At 55.4% G+C, this 23,872-nt stretch carries 22 protein-coding genes, 4 tRNA genes and 1 rRNA gene; all 27 read right to left on the bottom strand.

The genetic code is table 11. The features are described 5' to 3' along the window. Window positions 1-6 precede the first annotated feature (6 nt). Complete coding sequence (rpsS, locus tag CAF77_RS16970) at window positions 7-282, bottom strand: 30S ribosomal protein S19 (protein WP_011336172.1); 276 nt, start codon at window positions 280-282, stop codon at window positions 7-9. Window positions 283-298: 16 nt separating this feature from the next. Then, window positions 299-1,123: a 50S ribosomal protein L2 gene (gene rplB, locus CAF77_RS16965; protein WP_003186055.1), complete on the bottom strand. Its 825-nt coding sequence runs from the start codon at window positions 1,121-1,123 to the stop codon at window positions 299-301. A 14-nt stretch (window positions 1,124-1,137) separates the two neighbouring features. Further along, window positions 1,138-1,437 carry a 50S ribosomal protein L23 gene (gene rplW, locus CAF77_RS16960; RefSeq protein WP_002555488.1) on the bottom strand — a complete coding sequence of 100 codons (300 nt, stop codon included), beginning with the start codon at window positions 1,435-1,437 and terminating at the stop codon, window positions 1,138-1,140. Beyond that, window positions 1,434-2,036 carry a 50S ribosomal protein L4 gene (gene rplD / locus CAF77_RS16955; RefSeq protein ID WP_003228735.1) on the bottom strand — a complete coding sequence of 201 codons (603 nt, stop codon included), beginning with the start codon at window positions 2,034-2,036 and terminating at the stop codon, window positions 1,434-1,436. The genes rplW and rplD overlap by 4 nt, the downstream gene beginning before the upstream one ends. Window positions 2,037-2,048: 12 nt before the next feature. Continuing rightward, window positions 2,049-2,684, bottom strand: a complete 636-nt coding sequence (gene rplC, locus CAF77_RS16950) for a 50S ribosomal protein L3 (protein ID WP_007955641.1) — start codon at window positions 2,682-2,684, stop codon at window positions 2,049-2,051. Window positions 2,685-2,764: 80 nt separating this feature from the next. Beyond that, entirely contained in the window at window positions 2,765-3,076 is a 312-nt protein-coding gene (gene rpsJ / locus CAF77_RS16945; RefSeq protein WP_003186070.1) for a 30S ribosomal protein S10, read from the bottom strand. 157 nt (window positions 3,077-3,233) lie between these two features. After that, window positions 3,234-4,427 carry an elongation factor Tu gene (gene tuf / locus CAF77_RS16940; RefSeq protein ID WP_010220303.1) on the bottom strand — a complete coding sequence of 398 codons (1,194 nt, stop codon included), beginning with the start codon at window positions 4,425-4,427 and terminating at the stop codon, window positions 3,234-3,236. Between the two features lie 31 nt (window positions 4,428-4,458). Further along, window positions 4,459-6,564, bottom strand: coding sequence for an elongation factor G (fusA, locus tag CAF77_RS16935; RefSeq protein WP_064382247.1), 2,106 nt, complete (start codon window positions 6,562-6,564; stop codon window positions 4,459-4,461). Window positions 6,565-6,594: 30 nt separating this feature from the next. Then, on the bottom strand, window positions 6,595-7,068 hold the full coding sequence (gene rpsG, locus CAF77_RS16930) for a 30S ribosomal protein S7 (RefSeq protein WP_007957592.1): 474 nt from the start codon (window positions 7,066-7,068) through the stop codon (window positions 6,595-6,597). 108 nt (window positions 7,069-7,176) lie between these two features. Beyond that, a complete protein-coding gene (gene rpsL, locus CAF77_RS16925) occupies window positions 7,177-7,548 on the bottom strand; it encodes a 30S ribosomal protein S12 (protein WP_003186084.1) in 372 nt (123 codons plus the stop codon). Window positions 7,549-7,763: 215 nt separating this feature from the next. Next, a complete protein-coding gene (gene rpoC, locus CAF77_RS16920; protein WP_007957594.1) occupies window positions 7,764-11,963 on the bottom strand; it encodes a DNA-directed RNA polymerase subunit beta' in 4,200 nt (1,399 codons plus the stop codon). 63 nt (window positions 11,964-12,026) lie between these two features. Beyond that, on the bottom strand, window positions 12,027-16,100 hold the full coding sequence (rpoB, locus tag CAF77_RS16915; protein ID WP_064382248.1) for a DNA-directed RNA polymerase subunit beta: 4,074 nt from the start codon (window positions 16,098-16,100) through the stop codon (window positions 12,027-12,029). Window positions 16,101-16,320: 220 nt separating this feature from the next. After that, on the bottom strand, window positions 16,321-16,686 hold the full coding sequence (gene rplL, locus CAF77_RS16910; RefSeq protein ID WP_007957596.1) for a 50S ribosomal protein L7/L12: 366 nt from the start codon (window positions 16,684-16,686) through the stop codon (window positions 16,321-16,323). Between the two features lie 79 nt (window positions 16,687-16,765). Then, complete coding sequence (gene rplJ, locus CAF77_RS16905) at window positions 16,766-17,266, bottom strand: 50S ribosomal protein L10 (RefSeq protein WP_064382249.1); 501 nt, start codon at window positions 17,264-17,266, stop codon at window positions 16,766-16,768. A 198-nt stretch (window positions 17,267-17,464) separates the two neighbouring features. Then, a complete protein-coding gene (rplA, locus tag CAF77_RS16900; RefSeq protein WP_064382250.1) occupies window positions 17,465-18,160 on the bottom strand; it encodes a 50S ribosomal protein L1 in 696 nt (231 codons plus the stop codon). Further along, window positions 18,160-18,591, bottom strand: a complete 432-nt coding sequence (rplK, locus tag CAF77_RS16895) for a 50S ribosomal protein L11 (RefSeq protein WP_003228756.1) — start codon at window positions 18,589-18,591, stop codon at window positions 18,160-18,162. Before rplK ends, rplA begins: the two co-directional genes overlap by 1 nt. A 117-nt stretch (window positions 18,592-18,708) precedes the next feature. Continuing rightward, window positions 18,709-19,242: a transcription termination/antitermination protein NusG gene (gene nusG / locus CAF77_RS16890; protein ID WP_007957598.1), complete on the bottom strand. Its 534-nt coding sequence runs from the start codon at window positions 19,240-19,242 to the stop codon at window positions 18,709-18,711. Between the two features lie 9 nt (window positions 19,243-19,251). Beyond that, a complete protein-coding gene (gene secE / locus CAF77_RS16885) occupies window positions 19,252-19,620 on the bottom strand; it encodes a preprotein translocase subunit SecE (RefSeq protein WP_007957600.1) in 369 nt (122 codons plus the stop codon). A 45-nt stretch (window positions 19,621-19,665) separates the two neighbouring features. Beyond that, window positions 19,666-19,741 (bottom strand) — tRNA-Trp (locus CAF77_RS16880). 53 nt (window positions 19,742-19,794) lie between these two features. Next, window positions 19,795-20,988: an elongation factor Tu gene (gene tuf, locus CAF77_RS16875; RefSeq protein WP_064382246.1), complete on the bottom strand. Its 1,194-nt coding sequence runs from the start codon at window positions 20,986-20,988 to the stop codon at window positions 19,795-19,797. A gap of 85 nt (window positions 20,989-21,073) precedes the next feature. Then, window positions 21,074-21,149, bottom strand: a tRNA-Thr gene (locus CAF77_RS16870). Between the two features lie 26 nt (window positions 21,150-21,175). Next, window positions 21,176-21,249 (bottom strand) — tRNA-Gly (locus tag CAF77_RS16865). Window positions 21,250-21,274: 25 nt separating this feature from the next. Continuing rightward, window positions 21,275-21,359 (bottom strand) — tRNA-Tyr (locus CAF77_RS16860). 143 nt (window positions 21,360-21,502) lie between these two features. Continuing rightward, window positions 21,503-21,943: a hypothetical protein gene (locus CAF77_RS16855; protein WP_064382251.1), complete on the bottom strand. Its 441-nt coding sequence runs from the start codon at window positions 21,941-21,943 to the stop codon at window positions 21,503-21,505. Between the two features lie 7 nt (window positions 21,944-21,950). After that, window positions 21,951-22,700, bottom strand: coding sequence for a pantothenate kinase (locus CAF77_RS16850; protein WP_085654907.1), 750 nt, complete (start codon window positions 22,698-22,700; stop codon window positions 21,951-21,953). Beyond that, window positions 22,690-23,643 carry a bifunctional biotin--[acetyl-CoA-carboxylase] ligase/biotin operon repressor BirA gene (birA, locus tag CAF77_RS16845; RefSeq protein ID WP_064382253.1) on the bottom strand — a complete coding sequence of 318 codons (954 nt, stop codon included), beginning with the start codon at window positions 23,641-23,643 and terminating at the stop codon, window positions 22,690-22,692. Before birA ends, CAF77_RS16850 begins: the two co-directional genes overlap by 11 nt. A gap of 132 nt (window positions 23,644-23,775) precedes the next feature. Continuing rightward, window positions 23,776-23,872, bottom strand: a 5S ribosomal RNA gene (gene rrf / locus CAF77_RS16840); the annotation flags it as partial.

Raw genomic sequence — 23,872 nt, 5'->3', positions numbered from 1 at the left:
TACCCCTTAACGCTTGGCTTTCTTGTCTGCCACGTGCCCGCGATAGTTGCGGGTACCGGCGAACTCGCCCAGTTTGTGGCCGACCATGTCTTCGTTAACGAGAACTGGGACGTGCTGACGACCGTTGTGTACTGCGATGGTCAGACCGACCATTTGTGGCAGGATCATCGAACGACGCGACCAAGTCTTAATTGGTTTGCGATCGTTCTTTTCCGCCGCCACTTCGATCTTCTTCAGTAGGTGAAGATCAATAAAAGGACCTTTTTTCAGAGAACGTGGCACTGTCGTATCCCTCTATTTACTTGCGACGACGGACGATCATTTTGTCGGTACGCTTATTACCACGAGTCTTCGCGCCCTTAGTCGGGAAGCCCCATGGCGATACCGGATGACGACCACCAGAGGTACGACCTTCACCACCACCATGTGGGTGGTCAACCGGGTTCATGGCAACACCACGAACGGTTGGGCGAACGCCACGCCAGCGCTTGGCACCAGCTTTACCCAGCGAACGCAGGCTGTGCTCGGAGTTCGAGACTTCGCCCAGGGTCGCACGGCACTCAGCCAGTACTTTACGCATTTCACCGGAACGCAGACGCAGGGTCACGTAAACGCCTTCACGAGCGATCAGCTGAGCCGAAGCACCAGCGGAACGAGCGATTTGTGCGCCCTTACCTGGCTTCAGTTCGATGCCGTGTACGGTGCTACCAACTGGAATGTTGCGCAGTTGCAGAGCGTTGCCCGGCTTGATCGGCGCCAGAGCACCTGCGATCAGCTGGTCGCCAGCGCTCACGCCTTTAGGGGCGATGATGTAGCGACGCTCGCCATCTGCGTACAGCAGCAGAGCGATGTGAGCAGTACGGTTTGGATCGTATTCGATACGCTCGACAGTGGCAGCGATGCCATCTTTGTCGTTGCGACGGAAGTCGACCAGACGATAATGCTGCTTATGACCACCACCGATGTGACGAGTGGTAATACGGCCATTGTTGTTACGACCACCAGACTTCGACTTTTTCTCGAGCAGCGGTGCGTGAGGAGCGCCTTTATGCAGCTCCTGGTTGACCACCTTGACCACAAAACGGCGGCCAGGGGAAGTCGGTTTGCATTTAACGATTGCCATGATGCACCCCTTCCTTACTCAGCACTGCTGCTGAAATCGAGATCTTGGCCTGGCTGAAGGGAGATAACTGCCTTCTTCCAGTCATTACGCTTGCCCAGACCGCGAGCGGTGCGCTTGCTCTTACCCAGAACGTTCAGGGTAGTAACACGCTCAACTTTCACGCTGAACAGGCTTTCGACGGCCTTCTTGATTTCCAGCTTGGTTGCGTCAGTAGCAACCTTGAAAACGAACTGGCCTTTCTTGTCTGCCAGAACCGTAGCCTTCTCGGAAACGTGCGGGCCAAGCAGAACTTTAAATACGCGTTCCTGGTTCATCCCAGCAGCTCCTCGAATTTCTTCACGGCCGACACGGTGATCAACACCTTGTCGTATGCGATCAGACTAACTGGATCGGAACCTTGCACGTCACGCACATCTACGTGCGGCAGGTTGCGAGCAGCCAGGTACAGGTTCTGATCAACAGCGTCCGACACGATCAGAACGTCGGTCAGGCTCATGTTGTTCAGTTTGCCCAGCAGGTCTTTGGTTTTCGGAGTTTCAACTGCGAAATCCTGAACCACGACCAGACGATCAGTACGCACCAGCTCAGCAAGGATGGAACGCATTGCTGCGCGGTACATCTTCTTGTTCAGCTTCTGGGAGTGATCCTGTGGACGAGCTGCGAAAGTGGTGCCGCCGCCGCGCCAGATTGGGCTACGGATAGTACCGGCACGAGCACGGCCAGTACCTTTCTGACGCCATGGGCGCTTACCGCCACCACGAACGTCGGAACGGGTCTTTTGCTGCTTGCTACCTTGACGGCCGCCGGCCATGTAGGCCACGACTGCTTGGTGAACCAGCGTCTCGTTGAATTCGCCGCCAAATGTCAGTTCGGAAACTTCGATCGCTTGAGCGTCATTTACATTTAATTGCATGTCAGCTTCCCCTTAACCGCGAGCCTTGGCTGCTGGACGTACAACCAGGTTGCCGCCAGTAGCGCCAGGAACAGCACCCTTGACCAGCAACAGATTGCGTTCAGCGTCCACGCGCACTACTTCCAGGGACTGCACGGTCACGCGCTCAGCGCCCATATGACCGGACATTTTTTTGCCCTTGAATACACGACCAGGAGTCTGGCACTGGCCGATAGAGCCTGGGACGCGGTGGGATACGGAGTTACCGTGGGTGTTATCTTGCCCGCGGAAATTCCAACGCTTGATCGTACCCTGGAAGCCTTTACCTTTGGACTGACCGGTTACATCAACCAGTTGACCAGCAGCGAAGATTTCAGCGTTGATCAGATCGCCGGCCTGGTACTCGCCTTCTTCAAGGCGGAATTCCATTACGGTACGACCAGCGGCAACGTTCGCCTTGGCGAAGTGGCCAGCCTGAGCAGCTGTTACACGGGAAGCACGACGCTCGCCGACAGTGACTTGCACTGCACGATAGCCATCGGTTTCTTCAGTTTTGAACTGGGTGACGCGATTCGGCTCGATCTCAATGACCGTGACCGGAATGGAGACACCTTCTTCGGTGAAAATACGGGTCATACCCGCTTTACGACCGACTACACCAATAGTCATGTTGTAAACCTCATGAGTGTACGGGGCTTTCACCCGCTATGGCCGCCCATTTCAGAGCGTTACACGACCAAGACCGAGTCTTAGCCGAGGCTGATCTGCACTTCCACACCGGCCGCAAGATCAAGCTTCATAAGTGCATCAACGGTTTTATCCGTTGGCTGGACGATGTCCAGAACGCGCTTATGAGTGCGGATCTCGTACTGGTCACGCGCGTCTTTGTTGACGTGCGGGGAAACCAGAACGGTGAACCGCTCTTTACGGGTAGGCAGTGGAATTGGACCACGCACTTGAGCACCAGTACGTTTCGCGGTTTCCACGATTTCCTGGGTTGATTGGTCGATCAGGCGATGGTCAAAAGCCTTCAACCTGATACGGATTTGCTGATTTTGCATTGGATTTCAGACTCCGGCTGCTATTCCCACCGGGCGCAATACGCCCGTTAAAAGGAGGCGCAATTCTATAGACGCCCCAGATAGGTGTCAACCCAATAAAAAAGCCCCCGCTAAGCGGGGGCTTTTTCAACTCATCAAAGCTGACTCAATAAAGAGATCACTCGATGATTTTAGCTACGACGCCAGCACCAACGGTACGGCCGCCTTCACGGATTGCGAAACGCAGACCGTCTTCCATCGCGATGGTTTTGATCAGGGTAACAGTCATCTGAATGTTGTCACCTGGCATTACCATTTCAACGCCTTCTGGCAGTTCGCAGTTACCGGTCACGTCAGTAGTACGGAAGTAGAACTGTGGACGGTAGCCTTTGAAGAACGGAGTGTGACGACCGCCTTCTTCCTTGCTCAGAACGTAAACTTCTGCAGTGAACTTGGTGTGCGGCTTAACCGAACCCGGCTTAACCAGAACCTGACCACGCTCAACGTCGTCACGCTTGGTACCACGCAGCAGAACGCCGCAGTTCTCACCAGCACGACCTTCGTCCAGCAGCTTGCGGAACATCTCAACACCGGTGCAGGTGGTGGTGGTAGTGTCACGCAGACCAACGATTTCCAGGGCGTCTTGAACGCGAACGATACCGCGCTCGATACGACCGGTTACAACAGTACCGCGACCCGAGATCGAGAACACGTCTTCGATTGGCATCAGGAAAGGCTTGTCGATAGCACGCTCTGGCTCTGGGATGTAGCTGTCCAGAGTTTCCACCAGCTTCTTAACAGCGGTGGTGCCCATTTCGTTGTCGTCTTTGCCTTCCAGCGCCATACGAGCCGAACCGATGATGATCGGAGTGTCGTCGCCTGGGAAGTCGTAGGTGGACAGCAGGTCGCGAACTTCCATCTCAACCAGTTCCAGCAGCTCAGCGTCGTCTACCAGGTCAGCCTTGTTCAGGAAAACCACGATGTACGGAACGCCTACCTGACGGGACAGCAGGATGTGCTCACGGGTTTGTGGCATCGGACCATCAGCGGCCGAGCAAACCAGGATCGCGCCGTCCATCTGCGCAGCACCAGTGATCATGTTCTTCACGTAGTCAGCGTGACCTGGGCAGTCAACGTGAGCGTAGTGACGAATGTTCGAGTTGTACTCAACGTGCGCGGTGTTGATGGTGATACCGCGAGCCTTTTCTTCTGGAGCGCTGTCGATCTTGTCGAATTCAACTACGGCCGAACCGAAAACTTCGGAGCAGACGCGAGTCAGAGCAGCGGTCAGAGTGGTTTTACCGTGGTCAACGTGGCCGATGGTGCCAACGTTTACGTGCGGTAGGGAACGATCAAATTTTTCTTTAGCCACGACAATTAACTCCTAGCCTAAAGGGGCTGAATCAGCCTTGTTTTTTGGTAACGGATTCGACGATGTGCGACGGAGCCGTATCGTATTTTTTGAATTCCATAGAGTAGCTTGCGCGACCCTGGGACATGGAACGAACGTCGGTTGCATAACCGAACATCTCGCCCAGTGGAACTTCGGCACGGATAACCTTGCCGGACACTGTGTCTTCCATACCCTGGATCAAGCCGCGACGACGGTTAAGGTCGCCCATTACATCACCCATATAGTCTTCAGGCGTAACAACCTCTACCGCCATGATCGGCTCGAGCAACTCACCACCGCCCTTCTGGGCCAGTTGCTTGGTCGCCATGGAAGCAGCCACTTTAAACGCCATCTCGTTGGAGTCGACGTCGTGGTAAGAACCATCGAACACGGTAGCCTTCAGGCCGATCAGCGGATAGCCGGCAACAACGCCGTTCTTCATCTGCTCTTCGATACCCTTCTGGATAGCCGGGATGTATTCCTTAGGAACCACACCACCCACTACTTCGTTCAGGAATTGCAGACCTTCCTGACCTTCGTCAGCAGGAGCAAAGCGAATCCAGCAGTGACCAAACTGGCCACGACCGCCGGACTGACGAACGAACTTGCCTTCGACTTCGCAGCTCTTCGTGATGCGCTCACGGTACGAAACCTGTGGCTTGCCGATGTTGGCTTCGACGTTGAACTCACGGCGCATCCGGTCAACCAGGATGTCCAGGTGCAGCTCGCCCATGCCGGAGATGATCGTCTGACCAGTCTCTTCATCAGTTTTAACGCGGAAAGACGGGTCTTCCTGAGCAAGTTTGCCCAGAGCGATACCCATTTTTTCCTGGTCATCCTTGGTCTTAGGCTCTACGGCAACCGAAATAACCGGCTCCGGGAAGTCCATGCGAACCAGGATGATTGGCTTGTCAGCGTTGCAGAGGGTTTCACCAGTGGTGACGTCCTTCATGCCGATCAGGGCCGCGATGTCGCCAGCGCGCACTTCCTTGATCTCTTCACGGGCGTTTGCGTGCATTTGCACCATACGACCCACGCGCTCTTTCTTGCCTTTAACCGAGTTGATCACGCCGTCGCCGGAGTTCAACACGCCCGAGTAAACACGGACGAAGGTCAAGGTACCCACGAATGGGTCGGTAGCGATCTTGAACGCCAGCGCCGCGAACGGCTCGTCGTCGCTTGCATGACGCTCCATCTCTTCTTCCTCGTTATCAGGGTTGGAACCCTTGATAGCAGGAATATCGGTCGGAGCAGGCAGGAAGTCGATAACGGCGTCGAGAACCAGGGGAACGCCCTTGTTCTTGAACGAAGAACCGCAAACAGCCAGAACGATTTCGCCGGCGATAGTACGCTGACGCAGAGCAGCCTTGATCTCGGCGATCGACAGCTCTTCACCTTCCAGGTACTTGTTCATCAGCTCTTCGCTGGCTTCGGCGGCGGCTTCAACCATGTTGTTGCGCCATTCTTCAGCCAGTTCAAGCATGTCCGCAGGGATTTCCTTGCGAACCGGAACCATACCCTTGTCAGAGTCGTTCCAGTAGACAGCTTGCATGTTGATCAGGTCGATCTGGCCCTGGAAGTTGTCTTCCGAACCGATAGCCAGCTGGATCGGCACCGGAGTGTGACCCAGACGCTGTTTGATCTGACCGATCACGCGCAGGAAGTTGGCACCAGCACGGTCCATCTTGTTTACGTAAACAAGACGTGGAACGCCGTATTTGTTGGCCTGACGCCATACGGTTTCCGACTGAGGCTCAACACCCGAAGTACCGCAGAACACCACGACAGCACCGTCGAGTACGCGCAGGGAGCGTTCCACTTCAATGGTGAAGTCTACGTGGCCCGGGGTATCGATTACGTTGAAGCGATGCTCGTGTGGGTACTGCTTCTCGGAACCTTTCCAGAAGGCGGTAATGGCAGCAGAAGTAATGGTAATACCACGCTCCTGCTCCTGAACCATCCAGTCTGTGGTCGCGGCGCCGTCATGCACCTCGCCCATTTTGTGACTTTTGCCAGTGTAAAAAAGGACGCGCTCGGTGGTGGTGGTTTTACCAGCATCCACGTGAGCGACGATACCGATGTTACGGTAGCGACTAATCGGAGTAGTACGAGCCATAAAGCCCTCGCAAAATTAGTGAAGCTAAAATTAGAAGCGGTAGTGCGAGAAAGCTTTGTTAGCTTCGGCCATACGGTGCACGTCTTCACGCTTCTTAACAGCAGCACCTTTACCTTCAGCAGCATCCAGCAGTTCGCCAGCCAAGCGCAGAGCCATGGACTTCTCGCCGCGCTTGCGGGCGAAGTCTACCAACCAGCGCATTGCTAGAGCGTTACGACGGGACGGACGAACCTCGACCGGAACCTGGTAAGTAGCACCACCAACGCGGCGCGACTTCACTTCGACCAGCGGAGCGATGGCGTCGAGTGCTTTTTCGAAGAGTTCCAGGGGATCGGTGCCGGTCTTGCGAGCCGCAACGGTTTCCAGGGCACCATAAACGATACGCTCGGCAACGGCTTTCTTGCCGCTTTCCATAACGTGGTTCATGAATTTGGCGAGGATTTGGCTTCCGTATTTCGGATCGTCCAGAATCTCACGCTTTGCTGCTACGCGACGTCTTGGCATTGATAAGCCCTCAAACGGTCTTCAGGTTAGCTCGGGACAGATCCAGTGGATGCGCGCCCGACCTTACTCTTATCGACTCAATAAAATGAAAATCTGCAAAACGGCCGATTACTTCGGACGCTTGGTACCGTACTTCGAACGACCCTGGTTACGGCCTTTAACGCCGGAAGTATCCAAGGAGCCGCGAACGGTGTGGTAACGAACACCTGGCAAGTCTTTTACACGACCGCCGCGGATCAGTACCACGCTGTGCTCTTGCAGGTTGTGGCCTTCACCACCGATGTACGAGGAAACCTCGAAACCGTTGGTCAGACGCACACGGCATACTTTACGCAGTGCCGAGTTAGGTTTTTTCGGCGTAGTGGTGTACACACGGGTGCACACGCCACGACGTTGCGGGCAGTTCTGCAGCGCAGGCACGTCGGATTTCTCGACGATACGCTTACGCGGCTGACGTACCAGCTGGTTGATAGTTGCCATCTACTAGCTCCACTGTTGTCTTGCGACGCTATTGTCTTGCAAGAAAAGCAAAATGGCAGGAACGAACTCCCGCCAAATTTAGGGGATCAAGAGTCTAAAGAGGATCTTGTCCCCAGTCAAGGCAAGGCCCCGACCTCCCCGCTCGTCGAACCTCGACAAATTGTCTCGATTCGATGAACGGCTTGATCAGGGCCTCAGCTCATTTTCCGCAGAACTCAGTTACCGCTCGAGTTCAGCGCTTCGGTCAGTGCAGCTTCCACTTCACTGGCGCTTACGCGCAACGGTTTGTCTGCATCACGACGACGCTTACGCTCGCTGTGATAAGCCAGACCGGTACCGGCCGGGATCAGACGACCCACGACCACGTTTTCTTTCAGGCCGCGCAGGTAATCACGCTTGCCGGTTACCGCCGCTTCGGTCAGTACGCGGGTGGTTTCCTGGAAGGAAGCCGCCGAGATGAACGATTCGGTCGACAACGACGCCTTGGTGATACCCAGCAGAACGCGGGTGAACTTGGAGACAAACTTGTCTTCCGCGTTCAGACGCTCGTTCTCTACCAGAACGTGAGTCAGTTCCATCTGGTCGCCCTTGATGAAGCTGGAATCGCCGGACTCGGAGATCTCAACTTTACGCAGCATCTGACGCAGGATGGTCTCGATGTGCTTGTCGTTGATCTTCACGCCTTGCAGACGGTAAACGTCCTGGATCTCGTTGACGATGTACTTGGCCAGCGCGCTCACACCCAGCAGACGCAGGATGTCGTGCGGATCGCTCGGACCGTCGGAGATAACTTCGCCGCGGTTTACCTGTTCACCTTCGAACACGTTCAGGTGACGCCACTTCGGAATCAGCTCTTCGTACGGATCGCTACCGTCGTTCGGGGTAATGACCAGACGACGCTTGCCTTTGGTCTCTTTACCGAACGCGATGGTGCCGCTGACTTCAGCCAGAATCGACGCTTCTTTCGGACGACGGGCTTCGAACAAGTCGGCAACACGCGGCAGACCACCGGTGATGTCACGGGTTTTCGAAGTTTCTTGCGGGATACGAGCGATAACATCACCGATCGCAATCTTCGCACCGTCCGCAACACCGACCAGGGCGTTGGCTGGCAGGAAGTACTGAGCGATAACGTCAGTGCCTGGCAGCAACAGATCCTTGCCGTTGTCATCAACCATCTTCACCGCAGGACGGATGTCCTTACCGGCAGCCGGACGGTCTTTGGCATCGAGTACTTCAATGTTGGTCATACCGGTCAATTCGTCAGTCTGACGCTTGATCGTGATGCCTTCTTCCATGCCCACGTAGGTCACGGTACCTTTCATTTCGGTAACGATCGGGTGAGTGTGCGGATCCCACTTGGCCACGATTGCGCCAGCGTCGACCTTGTCACCTTCTTTAACCGAAATCACAGCACCGTACGGCAGCTTGTAACGCTCGCGCTCACGACCGAAGTCGTCAGCGATTGCCAGCTCACCGGAACGGGACACAGCAACCAGGTTGCCATCCACACGCTCAACGTGTTTCAGGTTGTGCAGACGGACGGTACCGCCATTCTTCACCTGAACGCTGTCGGCTGCGGAAGTACGGCTTGCCGCACCACCGATGTGGAACGTACGCATCGTCAGCTGGGTACCCGGCTCACCGATGGACTGGGCAGCGATAACGCCGACCGCTTCACCGATGTTCACCTGGTGACCACGAGCCAGGTCACGGCCGTAGCACTTGGCGCAAATGCCATAGCGGGTTTCGCAGCTGATCGGCGAACGCACGATCACTTCGTCGATGCTGTTCAGCTCGATGAACTCGACCCACTTCTCGTCTACCAGGGTGCCAGCAGGAACGATGACGTCCTCGGTACCCGGCTTGAATACGTCACGGGCAATGACACGACCCAATACGCGCTCACCCAACGGCTCTACAACGTCACCGCCTTCAATGTGCGGAGTCATCAGCAGACCGTGTTCGGTGCCGCAATCGATCTCGGTCACGACCAGATCCTGCGCCACGTCTACCAGACGACGAGTCAGGTAACCGGAGTTCGCAGTTTTCAACGCGGTATCCGCCAGACCTTTACGAGCACCGTGAGTCGAGATGAAGTACTGGAGTACGCTCAGACCTTCACGGAAGTTCGCAGTAATCGGCGTTTCAATGATGGAACCGTCCGGCTTGGCCATCAGACCACGCATACCGGCCAGCTGACGAATCTGTGCTGCGGAACCCCGCGCACCCGAGTCGGCCATCATGTACATCGAGTTGAACGATTCTTGCTCGACTTCGTCGCCGTGACGGTCGATGACTTTCTCTTTCGAGAGGTTGGCCATCATCGCCTTGGAGACTTCGTCGTTCGCTTTCGACCAAAGGTCGATCACTTTGTTGTACTTCTCGCCCTGGGTTACCAGGCCGGAGGCGTACTGGCTCTCGATCTCTTTCACTTCGTCGGTGGCTGCACCGATGATGCGGGCTTTTTCATCCGGGATAACGAAGTCGTTAACACCGATGGAAACGCCGGAGATGGTCGAGTAGGCAAAACCGGTGTACATCAACTGGTCAGCGAAGATCACGGTCTCTTTCAGACCAACCACGCGGTAGCACTGGTTGATCAGCTTGGAGATCGCCTTTTTCTTCATCGGCAGGTTGACGACGTCGAACGACAGACCTTTTGGCACAACCTGGAACAGCAGCGCACGGCCGACAGTGGTGTCGACGATACGGGTGTTGTTCACGCTGTTGCCGTCACGATCGTTCACGGTTTCGTTGATACGAACCTTGATCTTGGCGTGCAGTGCGGCCTCGCCGGCACGGAACACACGGTCAACTTCCTGCAGATCCGCGAACACACGACCTTCGCCCTTGGCGTTGATCGCTTCACGAGTCATGTAGTACAGACCCAATACAACGTCCTGCGACGGAACGATGATTGGCTCACCGTTGGCTGGCGACAGAATGTTGTTGGTCGACATCATCAACGCACGCGCTTCGAGCTGGGCTTCCAACGTCAGCGGTACGTGCACGGCCATTTGGTCGCCGTCGAAGTCGGCGTTGTACGCGGCGCAGACCAGAGGGTGCAGCTGGATAGCCTTACCTTCGATCAGTACCGGTTCAAACGCCTGGATACCCAGACGGTGAAGGGTCGGTGCACGGTTGAGAAGAACCGGGTGTTCGCGAATCACCTCAGCGAGAACGTCCCAAACCTCTGGCAGTTCGCGCTCGACCATTTTCTTGGCCGCTTTGATGGTGGTCGCCAGACCACGCATTTCCAGCTTGCCGAAAATGAACGGCTTGAACAGCTCGAGAGCCATCTTCTTCGGCAGACCGCACTGGTGCAGACGCAGGGTCGGACCTACGGTAATTACCGAACGACCCGAGTAGTCAACACGCTTACCGAGCAAGTTCTGACGGAAACGACCTTGCTTACCCTTGATCATGTCAGCCAGGGATTTCAGAGGACGCTTGTTCGAACCGGTGATAGCGCGGCCACGACGACCGTTGTCGAGCAGTGCATCGACAGCTTCCTGCAACATACGCTTTTCGTTGCGCACGATGATGTCCGGAGCGGACAGATCCAGCAGGCGCTTCAAACGGTTGTTACGGTTGATCACTCGACGATACAGATCGTTGAGGTCGGAAGTCGCGAAACGACCGCCATCCAGCGGGACCAGTGGACGCAGATCTGGCGGCAGAACCGGCAGAACGGTCAGCACCATCCACTCTGGCAGGTTGCCGGAACCCTGAAAGGCTTCCATCAACTTCAGACGCTTGGACAGCTTCTTGATCTTGGTTTCGGAGTTGGTTTGCGGAATTTCTTCACGCAGACGGCCAATCTCGTGTTCCAGGTCGATAGCGTGCAGCAGTTCGCGGACAGCTTCGGCACCCATGCGGGCGTCGAAATCGTCACCGAACTCTTCCAGCGCTTCGAAGTACTGCTCGTCGTTCAGCAGCTGACCTTTTTCAAGAGTGGTCATGCCCGGGTCGATAACGACATAGCTCTCGAAGTAGAGAACGCGCTCGATATCACGCAGGGTCATGTCCATCAGCAGGCCGATACGGGACGGCAGCGATTTCAGGAACCAGATGTGGGCAACCGGCGAAGCCAGTTCGATGTGCGCCATGCGCTCACGACGAACCTTGGCGAGTGCAACTTCAACGCCGCACTTCTCGCAGATCACACCACGGTGCTTCAAGCGCTTGTACTTACCGCACAGGCACTCGTAATCCTTTACCGGGCCAAAGATCTTGGCGCAGAACAGACCGTCACGCTCAGGTTTGAACGTACGGTAGTTGATGGTTTCCGGCTTTTTAACTTCACCGAACGACCACGAGCGGATCATCTCAGGCGAGGCCAATCCGATACGGATGGCGTCGAACTCTTCGACTTGACCCTGGTTTTTCAGCAAATTCAGTAGGTCTTTCAAGGCCTTTCCTCCTGGCGGAGCAGAGAGCGGGCAATCCTGCCCCGCTCTCGATCGCGTCACGTGTTATTCGGTTTCCAGATCGATATCGATGCCGAGGGAACGAATTTCCTTGATCAACACGTTGAAGGACTCGGGCATGCCCGGCTCCATACGGTGATCGCCGTCCACGATGTTTTTGTACATCTTGGTCCGGCCGTTCACATCGTCCGACTTCACTGTGAGCATTTCTTGCAGAGTGTAAGCAGCACCGTATGCTTCCAGTGCCCAGACCTCCATCTCCCCGAAACGCTGACCACCGAACTGCGCCTTACCACCCAGCGGCTGCTGGGTAACCAGGCTGTACGAACCGGTAGAACGCGCGTGCATCTTGTCGTCTACCAAGTGGTTCAGCTTCAGCATGTACATGTAGCCAACGGTAACTGGACGTTCGAACTTGTTGCCGGTACGGCCGTCGGTCAGCTGCATCTGGCCGCTTTCTGGCAGGTCTGCCAGTTTCAGCATGGCCTTGATTTCGCTTTCCTTGGCACCGTCGAACACTGGAGTGGCCATTGGAACACCGCCACGCAGGTTCTTCGCCAGATCCAGGATTTCCTGATCGGAGAAGCTGTCCAGATCTTCGTTACGACCGCCGATCTGGTTGTAGATCTCGTCCAGGAAGGTACGCAGCTCAGCGACTTTGCGCTGCTCTTCGACCATCCGGTTGATCTTCTCGCCCAGACCTTTGGCCGCGAGGCCCAGGTGGGTTTCAAGGATCTGACCAACGTTCATACGCGAAGGTACGCCCAGCGGGTTGAGGACCACGTCGACCGGGGTGCCATTGGCATCGTGCGGCATGTCTTCAACCGGCATGATCACGGAGACCACACCTTTGTTACCGTGACGACCGGCCATCTTGTCGCCCGGCTGGATGCGACGACGGATTGCCAGGTAAACCTTGACGATCTTCAGCACGCCTGGAGCCAGGTCATCGCCCTGCTGGAGTTTGCGCTTCTTGTCTTCGAACTTGTCGTCCAGCAGACGGCGACGATCAACGATGTAGGCCTGAGCCTTCTCGAGCTGCTCGTTCAGAGCATCTTCAGCCATGCGCAGTTTGAACCACTGACCATGCTCAAGACCGTCGAGTACTTCGTCGGTGATGTCCTGACCTTTCTTCAGGCCCGCGCCGCCTTCAGCCTTGTGGCCTACCAGAGCGGAACGCAGACGCTCGAAGGTCGCGCCTTCAACGATGCGGAACTCTTCGTTCAGATCCTTGCGGATCTCGTCCAGCTGGGACTTCTCGATCGACAGCGCACGAGCATCACGCTCAACGCCGTCACGCGTGAAGACCTGTACGTCGATGACAGTACCTTTGGTGCCCGTTGGCACGCGCAGGGAAGTATCCTTAACGTCGCTGGCTTTTTCACCGAAGATTGCGCGCAGCAGTTTTTCTTCCGGAGTCAGTTGGGTCTCGCCTTTCGGAGTGACCTTGCCTACCAGGATGTCGCCTGCGCCAACTTCAGCACCTACGTAAACGATACCGGCTTCGTCCAGCTTGTTCAGCGCAGCTTCACCCACGTTCGGGATGTCCGCAGTGATTTCCTCTGGGCCAAGCTTGGTGTCACGTGCCACACAGGTCAGTTCCTGAATGTGGATCGTGGTGAAACGGTCTTCCTGAACCACACGCTCGGACAGGCAGATGGAGTCTTCGAAGTTGAAGCCGTTCCACGCCATGAACGCGATGCGCATGTTCTGACCCAGAGCCAGTTCACCCATGTCGGTGGACGGGCCGTCGGCCATGATGTCGCCACGCTGAACACGATCGCCCTTGCTCACCAGCGGACGCTGGTTGATGCAAGTGTTCTGGTTCGAGCGGGTGTATTTGGTCAGGTTGTAGATGTCGACACCAGCTTCGCCGGTTTCAACTTCGTCATCAGCAACACGAACCACGATACGGCTGGCATCAACGGAGTCGATCACGCCGCCGCGACGAGCCACGACGCAAACGCCGGAGTCGCGAGCCACGTTACGCTCCATGCCGGTACCGACCAGCGGCTTGTCAGCGCGCAGGGTTGGTACAGCTTGACGCTGCATGTTCGAACCCATCAATGCACGGTTGGCGTCGTCGTGCTCGAGGAACGGAATCAGCGACGCTGCAACCGAAACTACCTGCTTCGGCGAAACGTCCATCAAGGTGACGTCTTCCGGCGCCTTGACGGTGAATTCGTTCAGGTGACGTACGGCCACCAGTTCGTCGACCAGGACTTTCTGCTCGTTCATGGTCGCCGAAGCCTGCGCGATCACGTGATCGGCTTCTTCAATGGCGGACAGGAACACGATGTCGTCGGTGACCACACCCTCTTTCACCACGCGGTACGGGCTCTCGAGGAAGCCGTACTGGTTGGTGCGAGCGTAAGCAGCCAGGGAGTTGATCAGACCGATGTTCGGACCTTCCGGCGTTTCAATCGGGCAGACACGACCGTAGTGAGTCGGGTGTACGTCACGGACTTCGAAGCCCGCGCGCTCACGAGTCAGACCGCCAGGGCCGAGTGCAGAGACACGACGCTTGTGGGTGATCTCGGACAGCGGGTTGTTCTGGTCCATGAACTGCGACAGCTGGCTGGAACCGAAGAACTCTTTCACCGCCGCAGCCACTGGCTTGGCGTTGATCAGATCTTGCGGCATCAAGCCTTCGCTTTCAGCCATCGACAGGCGCTCTTTGACCGCACGCTCAACACGTACCAGGCCAACGCGGAACTGGTTCTCGGCCATTTCGCCTACGCAGCGAACACGACGGTTACCCAGGTGGTCGATATCATCGACAATGCCTTTACCGTTACGGATGTCGACCAGAGTCTTCAGTACCGCGACGATGTCTTCCTTGCACAGCACACCCGAACCTTCGATCTCGGTACGACCGATACGACGGTTGAACTTCATCCGGCCGACCGCAGAGAGATCGTAACGCTCAGGGCTGAAGAACAGGTTGTTGAACAGGGTCTCGGCAGCGTCCTTGGTTGGCGGCTCGCCTGGACGCATCATGCGATAAATCTCGACCAGCGCTTCCAATTGGTTGCTGGTGGAGTCGATCTTCAGCGTGTCGGAGACGAACGGACCGCAGTCGATGTCGTTGGTGTACAGAGTCTCGATGCGTACGACGCCGGCCTTGGCGATTTTCGCCAGGATCTCGGTCGACAGCTCGGTGTTGCACTCTGCCAGGATCTCACCGGTAGCCGGGTGCACGATGGCCTTCGCGGTCGTACGACCGAGGACGTAGTCCAGCGGCACATCCAGCGTCTTGATTCCGGCTTTTTCGATCTGGTTGATGTGGCGCGCGGTAATACGGCGGCCTTGCTCAACGATGACCTTGCCCTTCTCATCCTGGATGTCCAGAACCGCAACTTCACCACGCAGGCGCGATGGCACCAGTTCCAGGCTGAGGGTTTCGCCGCTCAGGTGGAATACGTTGGTGGTGTAGAACGCGTCCAGCACTTCTTCGGTGGTGTAACCGAGTGCACGCAGCAAAACCGAGGCCGGCAGCTTGCGACGACGGTCGATACGCACGAAGACGCAGTCTTTCGGGTCGAACTCGAAGTCCAGCCACGAACCGCGGTAAGGAATGATGCGCGCGGAGTACAGCAGTTTGCCGGAGCTGTGCGTCTTGCCACGGTCGTGGTCGAAGAACACGCCCGGGGAACGGTGCAGCTGGGAAACGATCACACGCTCGGTACCGTTGATTACGAAGGTACCGTTCTCAGTCATCAATGGGATTTCACCCATGTAGACTTCTTGCTCTTTGATGTCCTTGATCGCTTTGTTCGACGATTCTTTGTCGAAAATGATCAGGCGCACTTTTACCCGCAAAGGTACGGCGAAAGTTACACCGCGCAATACGCATTCTTTGACATCAAATGCCGGTTCGCCCAGGCGATAACCGACGTACTCCAGCGCAGCATTGCCGGAGTAGCTGATGATCGGGAAAACGGATTTGAAGGCCGCATGCAGGCCCACGTCGCGGAACTGATCTTTAGTCGCTCCCGCTTGCAAGAATTCACGATACGAATCCAGCTGGATGGCCAGGAGGTAAGGCACATCCATGACGTCCGGCAACTTGCTAAAGTCCTTGCGGATACGTTTTTTCTCAGTATATGAGTAAGCCATCAGCGTTCCCCAGCTTGGTCACCTGCTTGTTTGGCCCCTCCCGACGGGAGCAGCCAGAAAATCGTGCAAACCCCATGGTTTGCGCCACCGCATCGGGTGGTTACAGCTCGTTATCGACACCGACCCAGTCGGCTGCCAATAACGGAAAAAGGCCGGTGGCAAGAGCCACCAGCCATCAGCCTGTCGCTTGACGCTCGGGCTGGAGGAGCAAAGTCGATGCTTACTTCAGCTCGACTTTAGCGCCTGCTTCTTCCAGCTTCTTCTTAGCGTCTTCAGCAGCTTCTTTCGAAACGCCTTCAGCTACAACCTGAGGAGCGCCGTCGACTTTCTCTTTGGCTTCTTTCAGGCCCAGACCGGTCAGTTCACGAACTGCCTTGATCACGTTTACTTTCTTCTCGCCGGCTTCAACCAGAACAACGTTGAACTCGGTTTGCTCTTCAACAACAGCGGCAGCAGCAGCTGGACCAGCAGCAGCAACAGCAGCGGTCACGCCGAAGGTTTCTTCCATTGCTTTGATCAGCTCAACAACTTCCAGAACGGTTTTCTGGCCGATTGCTTCGATGATTTGTTCGTTAGTCAGAGACATGACTCAATTCCTGATTTGGTGGACAGCCTGTACGGCCGTCGAAATAAACAAAAATACGCGAGAGTGGAAACGCTCAGCCTCAGGCTGCAGCTGCTTCTTTCTGATCGCGAATTGCCGCCAGAGTACGAGCCAGCTTGCTGGTAGCGCCTTGAATCACGCTCATCAGTTTCGCAATAGCTTCGTCGCGAGTTGGCAGGCTTGCCAGCACGTCGATCTCATTCGCTGCGAGGAACTTGCCCTCGAACGAAGCTGCCTTGATCTCGAACTTATCCTGACCCTTGGCAAATTCCTTGAACAGACGAGCAGCAGCGCCCGGGTGTTCGTTGGAGAATGCAATCAGGGTCGGGCCGGTGAACGCACTGTCCAGCACTTCGTACGAAGTGCCAGCAACAGCGCGCTTGAGCAGGGTGTTACGTACAACACGTACGTAAACGCCAGCTTCACGAGCCTCTTTACGGAGTCCGGTCATTGCGCCTACTGTTACGCCACGGGCATCAACCACGACAGCGGACAGAGCGACTTTGGCAGCCTCGTTGACTTCAGCGACGATGGCCTTCTTGTCTTCGAGATTAATTGCCACGGGTTTAACTCCTGCTTGTTACCGTTTCATCCGATCGAAACCGAATGTCGTTTTGGTGTCTGATTCGGTAAGGAACCGGGAGCACCATCTGCGTAGGCTTGAGGTTTAAGACTTGCGTCGCCTACGGTCTTGGATAGCCCCCGCCAGGCAGGGACCCCAATCTTTCAATTGGCGCAGTTAACTGCGCCAATTTTTGTCTTACGCGTCCAGCGAGCTCTGGTCGATGACCAGACCTGGGCCCATAGTGGTGCTCAGGGTAACGCGCTTGACGTAGATACCTTTCGAAGAAGCTGGCTTGATACGCTTCAAATCAGCGATCAGGGCTTCAACGTTTTCCTTCAGCTTGACGGCATCGAAGCCGATCTTGCCAACAGAAGTGTGGATGATGCCGTTTTTGTCGGTGCGATAACGAACCTGACCAGCCTTGGCATTTTTGACCGCGGTAGCGACGTCTGGGGTAACAGTGCCGACTTTCGGGTTAGGCATCAGACCACGTGGACCGAGGATCTGACCCAGTTGACCTACAACGCGCATGGCATCCGGGGATGCGATCACTACGTCATAGTTCAGGTCGCCGCCTTTCATTTCGGCAGCCAGCTCATCCATACCTACACGGTCAGCGCCGGCAGCCAGAGCGGCCTCAGCAGCTGGACCCTGGGTGAACACAGCAACGCGAACAGTCTTGCCAGTGCCGTGTGGCAGCACAGTAGCGCTACGAACGACCTGGTCGGATTTACGCGGGTCTACGCCCAGGTTTACAGCTACGTCGTACGACTCGACGAATTTGGCAGCTGGCAGCGAAGCCAGCAGAGTTGCGGCCTCTTCGAAGTTGTAGGACTTGCCCGCTTCGATTTTTTCAGCGATAGCCTTTTGGCGCTTGGTCAGCTTAGCCATTACACACCCTCCACGTTAAGGCCCATGCTACGAGCAGAACCGGCGATAGTGCGCACGGCTGCATCCATATCAGCTGCAGTCAGATCCGCGTTTTTGGTTTTCGCGATTTCTTCCAGCTGAGCACGGGTAACAGTGCCAACCTTAACGGTGTTCGGACGAGCGGAACCGCTGGTCAGACCGGCCGCCTTCTTCAGCAGAACCGAAGCAGGGGTGGATTTGGTTTCGAAAGTGAAGCTACGGTCGCTGTAGACAGTGATGATCACCGGAGTCGGCAGACCAGCTTCCAGACCCTGGGTACGGGCGTTGAAAGCTTTGCAGAATTCCATGATGTTCACGCCGTGCTGACCCAGAGCAGGACCAACAGGTGGGCTTGGGTTAGCCTGAGCGGCCTTCACTTGCAGCTTGATGTAAGCGGTAATCTTCTTGGCCATGAGGCACTCCAATTACGGGTTCGAACGCCTCGAAAGGCTCCCCGGTTACTTGCGCGTTTATCCCAGTGACGACAAAACCCCACAGCCTAGGGCTGCGGGGTTGGGATGCTTGCTCAGTTAGACCTTTTCGACCTGACTGAACTCCAACTCTACCGGAGTAGAGCGTCCGAAAATGAGCACCGCCACTTGGATCCGGCTCTTTTCGTAGTTAACTTCTTCAACAACACCGTTAAAGTCAGCGAACGGACCGTCATTGACTCGAACGGTTTCGCCCGGCTCGAACAATGTCTTCGGCTTCGGCTTGTCGCTACCGTCAGCAACACGACGCAGAATCGCCTCAGCTTCTTTATCGGTGATTGGTGCCGGCTTATCAGCAGTACCGCCGATAAAACCCATCACCCGAGGAGTATCCTTGACCAAGTGCCAAGTACCCTCGTTCATGTCCATCTGAACCAGCACATAACCTGGGAAGAATTTGCGCTCGCTTTTGCGTTTCTGGCCATTACGCATTTCAACCACTTCTTCAGTGGGAACCAGAATTTCGCCGAAGCCATCTTCCATGCCAGCCAGCTTTACGCGCTCGATCAACGAACGCATGACATGCTTCTCGTAACCCGAGTAAGCATGCACAACGTACCAACGCTTAGCCACGGGACACCCTTAGCCGACAATCAAGGAAACAAGCCAGCCGAGCAGGGAATCAAGCCCCCACAACAGCAACGCCATAACCAGAACAACAGCCACAACAATCAGCGTGGTTTGCGTGGTTTCTTGGCGAGTTGGCCATACGACTTTACGAATCTCGGTGCGAGCCTCCTTAACCAGTACAAAGAAAGACTTGCCCTTGGCAGTCTGCAGGCCTACAAAGGCAGCTACAGCAGCAATAACAAGCAATGCAAGTACGCGGTACAGGATCGGCGAAGCAGCGTAATACTGATTGCCGACAACGCCAACAATTACCAAAGCGACTACGACAAGCCACTTGAGCAAATCGAAGCGAGAGCCTTGAGCTTCAGCTTTAGGAGTCATCTATGAAGATCCTGTGAAAAGAAAGCCAGACACACCAAGTGAATCTGGCAGGTCAGGAGGGAATCGAACCCCCAACCTACGGTTTTGGAGACCGTCGCTCTGCCAATTGAGCTACTGACCTAAAACAAAATCAGGCCGACCATTATGCCGGCCTGAAAAAGACATTACAACTGTTTACTCGATGATCTTGGCTACGACACCAGCACCAACGGTACGGCCGCCTTCACGGATTGCGAAACGCAGACCGTCTTCCATCGCGATGGTTTTGATCAGGGTAACAGTCATCTGAATGTTGTCACCTGGCATTACCATTTCAACGCCTTCTGGCAGCTCGCAGTTACCGGTCACGTCAGTAGTACGGAAGTAGAACTGTGGACGGTAGCCTTTGAAGAACGGAGTGTGACGACCGCCTTCTTCCTTGCTCAGAACGTAAACTTCTGCAGTAAACTTGGTGTGCGGCTTAACCGAACCCGGCTTAACCAGAACCTGACCACGCTCAACGTCGTCACGCTTGGTACCACGCAGCAGAACGCCGCAGTTCTCACCAGCACGGCCTTCGTCCAGCAGCTTGCGGAACATCTCAACACCGGTGCAGGTGGTGGTGGCGGTGTCACGCAGACCAACGATTTCCAGGGCGTCTTGAACGCGAACGATACCGCGCTCGATACGACCGGTTACAACAGTACCGCGACCCGAGATCGAGAATACGTCTTCGATTGGCATCAGGAATGGCTTGTCGATAGCACGCTCTGGCTCTGGGATGTAGCTGTCCAGAGTTTCCACCAGCTTCTTAACAGCGGTGGTGCCCATTTCGTTGTCGTCTTTGCCTTCCAGCGCCATACGAGCCGAACCGATGATGATCGGAGTGTCGTCGCCTGGGAAGTCGTAGGTGGACAGCAGGTCGCGAACTTCCATCTCAACCAGTTCCAGCAGCTCAGCGTCGTCTACCAGGTCAGCCTTGTTCAGGAAAACCACGATGTACGGAACGCCTACCTGACGGGACAGCAGGATGTGCTCACGGGTTTGTGGCATCGGACCATCAGCGGCCGAGCAAACCAGGATCGCGCCGTCCATCTGCGCAGCACCAGTGATCATGTTCTTCACGTAGTCAGCGTGACCTGGGCAGTCAACGTGAGCGTAGTGACGAATGTTCGAGTTGTACTCAACGTGCGCGGTGTTGATGGTGATACCGCGAGCTTTTTCTTCTGGAGCGCTGTCGATCTTGTCGAATTCAACTACGGCCGAACCGAAAACTTCGGAGCAAACGCGAGTCAGAGCAGCGGTCAGCGTGGTTTTACCATGGTCTACGTGACCGATGGTGCCAACGTTGACGTGCGGCAGGGAACGATCAAATTTTTCCTTAGCCATCGATATCACCCCTAACAGAAGAAATTAAGCAAACAACACGAGCCATTAAAACAAAGGCAGATATTTTCATATCTGCCTTGTTATATGGAGCTCTTGAGCGGATTTGAACCGCTGACCTCACCCTTACCAAGGGTGTGCTCTACCAACTGAGCTACAAGAGCGTAACACTTTGCACAACCTGCAAACTTGGAGCGGGTAGCGGGAATCGAACCCGCATCATCAGCTTGGAAGGCTGAGGTTCTACCACTAAACTATACCCGCGGAGCCTGCAGCTCACGCTAAAATCTGGTGGAGGGAGAAGGATTCGAACCTTCGAAGTCGTAGACGTCAGATTTACAGTCTGATCCCTTTGGCCGCTCGGGAACCCCTCCTAATCAGGCCGGCATTCTATACCATGCCAAGCCTCTGTCAAGCATTTTCTCATTTAAAAACCTGAGGTTAGCTGCATTGACATCACCCCGCCGCACCAACCTTTTCAGGTCTTCGCTGTGGAGCGGGCGCCATTCTATGCAAACTATTCCGCAGGTGCAACCCCCTCGCACAGCATTATTTTATGTTTTAACTCATTGAATTCCTTGGAAAGGTTTTGTAGCTGAGCATCACCCAGCAAACGCTGGGTTTCGGGCGTAATCTGGAACCAATATGAGCCGCCGGAATACTCTTTTGACGAAGGAAGAGCTTTTGCTCCCAGCTCCGTCAAACGCTGTTCCAACACCTGGGCAGACTCAGGTCGACCCAAACCGCCTATATATAGGCACTGTCCATCAGGCTTTCCCCCAGCCCTTTTTTCACGGGAAGCATCACCTCCAGCCTCACTCAACAGGCGAATATCCTGTTGCGGGCCACGATAAAGACTGAGCGGCGTGACATCCTTTGCGCGTAGCGGCGCCTCCTGCTGATGCCAGACGTAATAAAACACATTGAGTACCAGAAGTAGAAGGAACAACCAACGCATACAAACCTCAGGACAAAGGACACGCCATAGCCAAACCCACGAACACCAAATCAGAAACGACCCGAGCCTCAGGCGCGACATCCGAGACCAGCTCGGCATCCCCCCCCGTGATGAAGATTCGGTAATCATCACCCCAGTAGGAACGCGCCATCTCCAACTGCGTCAACACGAACCCTCTGAGCATCAACGAACAGCCACGCTCAACAGCCTCAGCTGTAGAGCGCCCCGGAGCCTGGCTCGTCAATGCCCGCTCCGCCGCGAGATCTCCATAGCGAATTTTTCGAGTATGGGTACGCAGCTGATTACGCATTAGCGGCATGCCGGGACAAATGAAGCCTCCCAAATGCTCACCGTCCGCGGAGATAAAATCGGCGGTCACCGCCGTCCCAAAATCTAGTACCAGACAGGCCCCTTTAGCCAGGTGAAAACCACCAAGCATCGCCAGCCAACGATCGAGGCCAAGGCGCTCATAATCGTCGTAGCCATTCTTTACGCCGGACATCTCGCGAGCGGGCGCCGCACAGACAACGGAAATGCCGAACTCCTGCTTAAGCAAGCCAATCAGCAAATTGGTCTCATCTTCAGCTCTTACGCTGACAAGGCGACATTTGACGAGAGACACCTTCTCAAGCGACCGTAGACTGTCGACCAAGGCGCCATCAGAGTCGACCACTCCTTCCGCGATCAAGGCGTCCGCCTCAGCCCGCAGCACACGCCACTTGATAAAGCTGTTTCCACAATCAAGCTCAAGAATCATCACGCAACCTCAAGCTGAGCTCACCACCACTAAAGACTTTTTCCACACCATCTACCTTTAGCCGCAGTGCGCCTTGATTATCGATTCCCAGCACCACACCATCTACTTGATTGACCCCCGCAGTGAGAGAAACCGGTTGCCCCTGCCACAAATGGCTCGCCTCCCACTCCGACTGAAGCGCAGAGAAGCCGCCCGATTGGTGACGCTGCAAATAGAGTTGCAGCTGCTTACTCAGCTCAACCGCCAGAATATTGCGATCACAAGATTTACCCGACTCTAGACGCATTGAAGTCCATTGCTGATCGACTTCATCTGTAGCCTGCATGTTCACATTAATGCCTATGCCCAACACTACATGACACACGTCTGCCGGATCACCAACCAGCTCCAACAGGATCCCGGCGATTTTTTTTCGCCCGACCAATACATCATTTGGCCATTTCAGTCCTGCACCTGGCACCCCAAGCGCATGCAAGGCCTGCATGACCGCGAGACCAACAACAAGACTTAACCCCTCAAGCTGACGCATCCCACCATCAATGCGCAACACGAGGCTGTAATAGAGGTTTTCAGCAAACGGACTCACCCATTTACGCCCCCTGCGCCCACGCCCTGATCTTTGGAGCTCGGCCAGCACAAGAAAGGGAGCCGTCCGCCCCCGATCCACCTCGCGCAACGATTCAGCATTAGTAGAGTCGACGGAATCAAAGATACTGACAGACCAGCCAGGAAGACTTTCCTCTATCTCGAGCGAGTCAAGCAAAGTCAATGGCGAGGCCAATTGATAGCCCCGTCCCCGAACTTTATGTATGGATAACCCAAGCTCAGCCTCCAGGTGCTGAAGCTGCTTCCACACCGCACTTCGACTAATTCCCAGGGCAGCCCCCAGAGCCTGACCGGAATGGAATCGACCATCCTTCAGAAGGTTCAACAACGTCAGCATGCAGGTCTCGCCTCAGAATGAGGCCCGAATAATAGCCATGCACCGGGCCGCTGCATAGAATTCAAAGAATCCATTTTCCTGCGGGCAAAACAAAACCCCAACTGCTTTCGCAATTGGGGTTTCGGAATTTAATCTTGACGATGACCTACTCTCACATGGGGAAACCCCACACTACCATCGGCGATGCATCGTTTCACTTCTGAGTTCGGGATGGGATCAGGTGGTTCCA

This window comes from Pseudomonas sp. R15(2017) (genome assembly GCF_002112685.1).
GTDB classification, from domain to species: domain Bacteria; phylum Pseudomonadota; class Gammaproteobacteria; order Pseudomonadales; family Pseudomonadaceae; genus Aquipseudomonas; species Aquipseudomonas glycinae.
The sequence above is the reverse complement of the archived record's forward strand: the minus strand, read 5'-3'. Positions and strand labels throughout refer to the sequence as shown.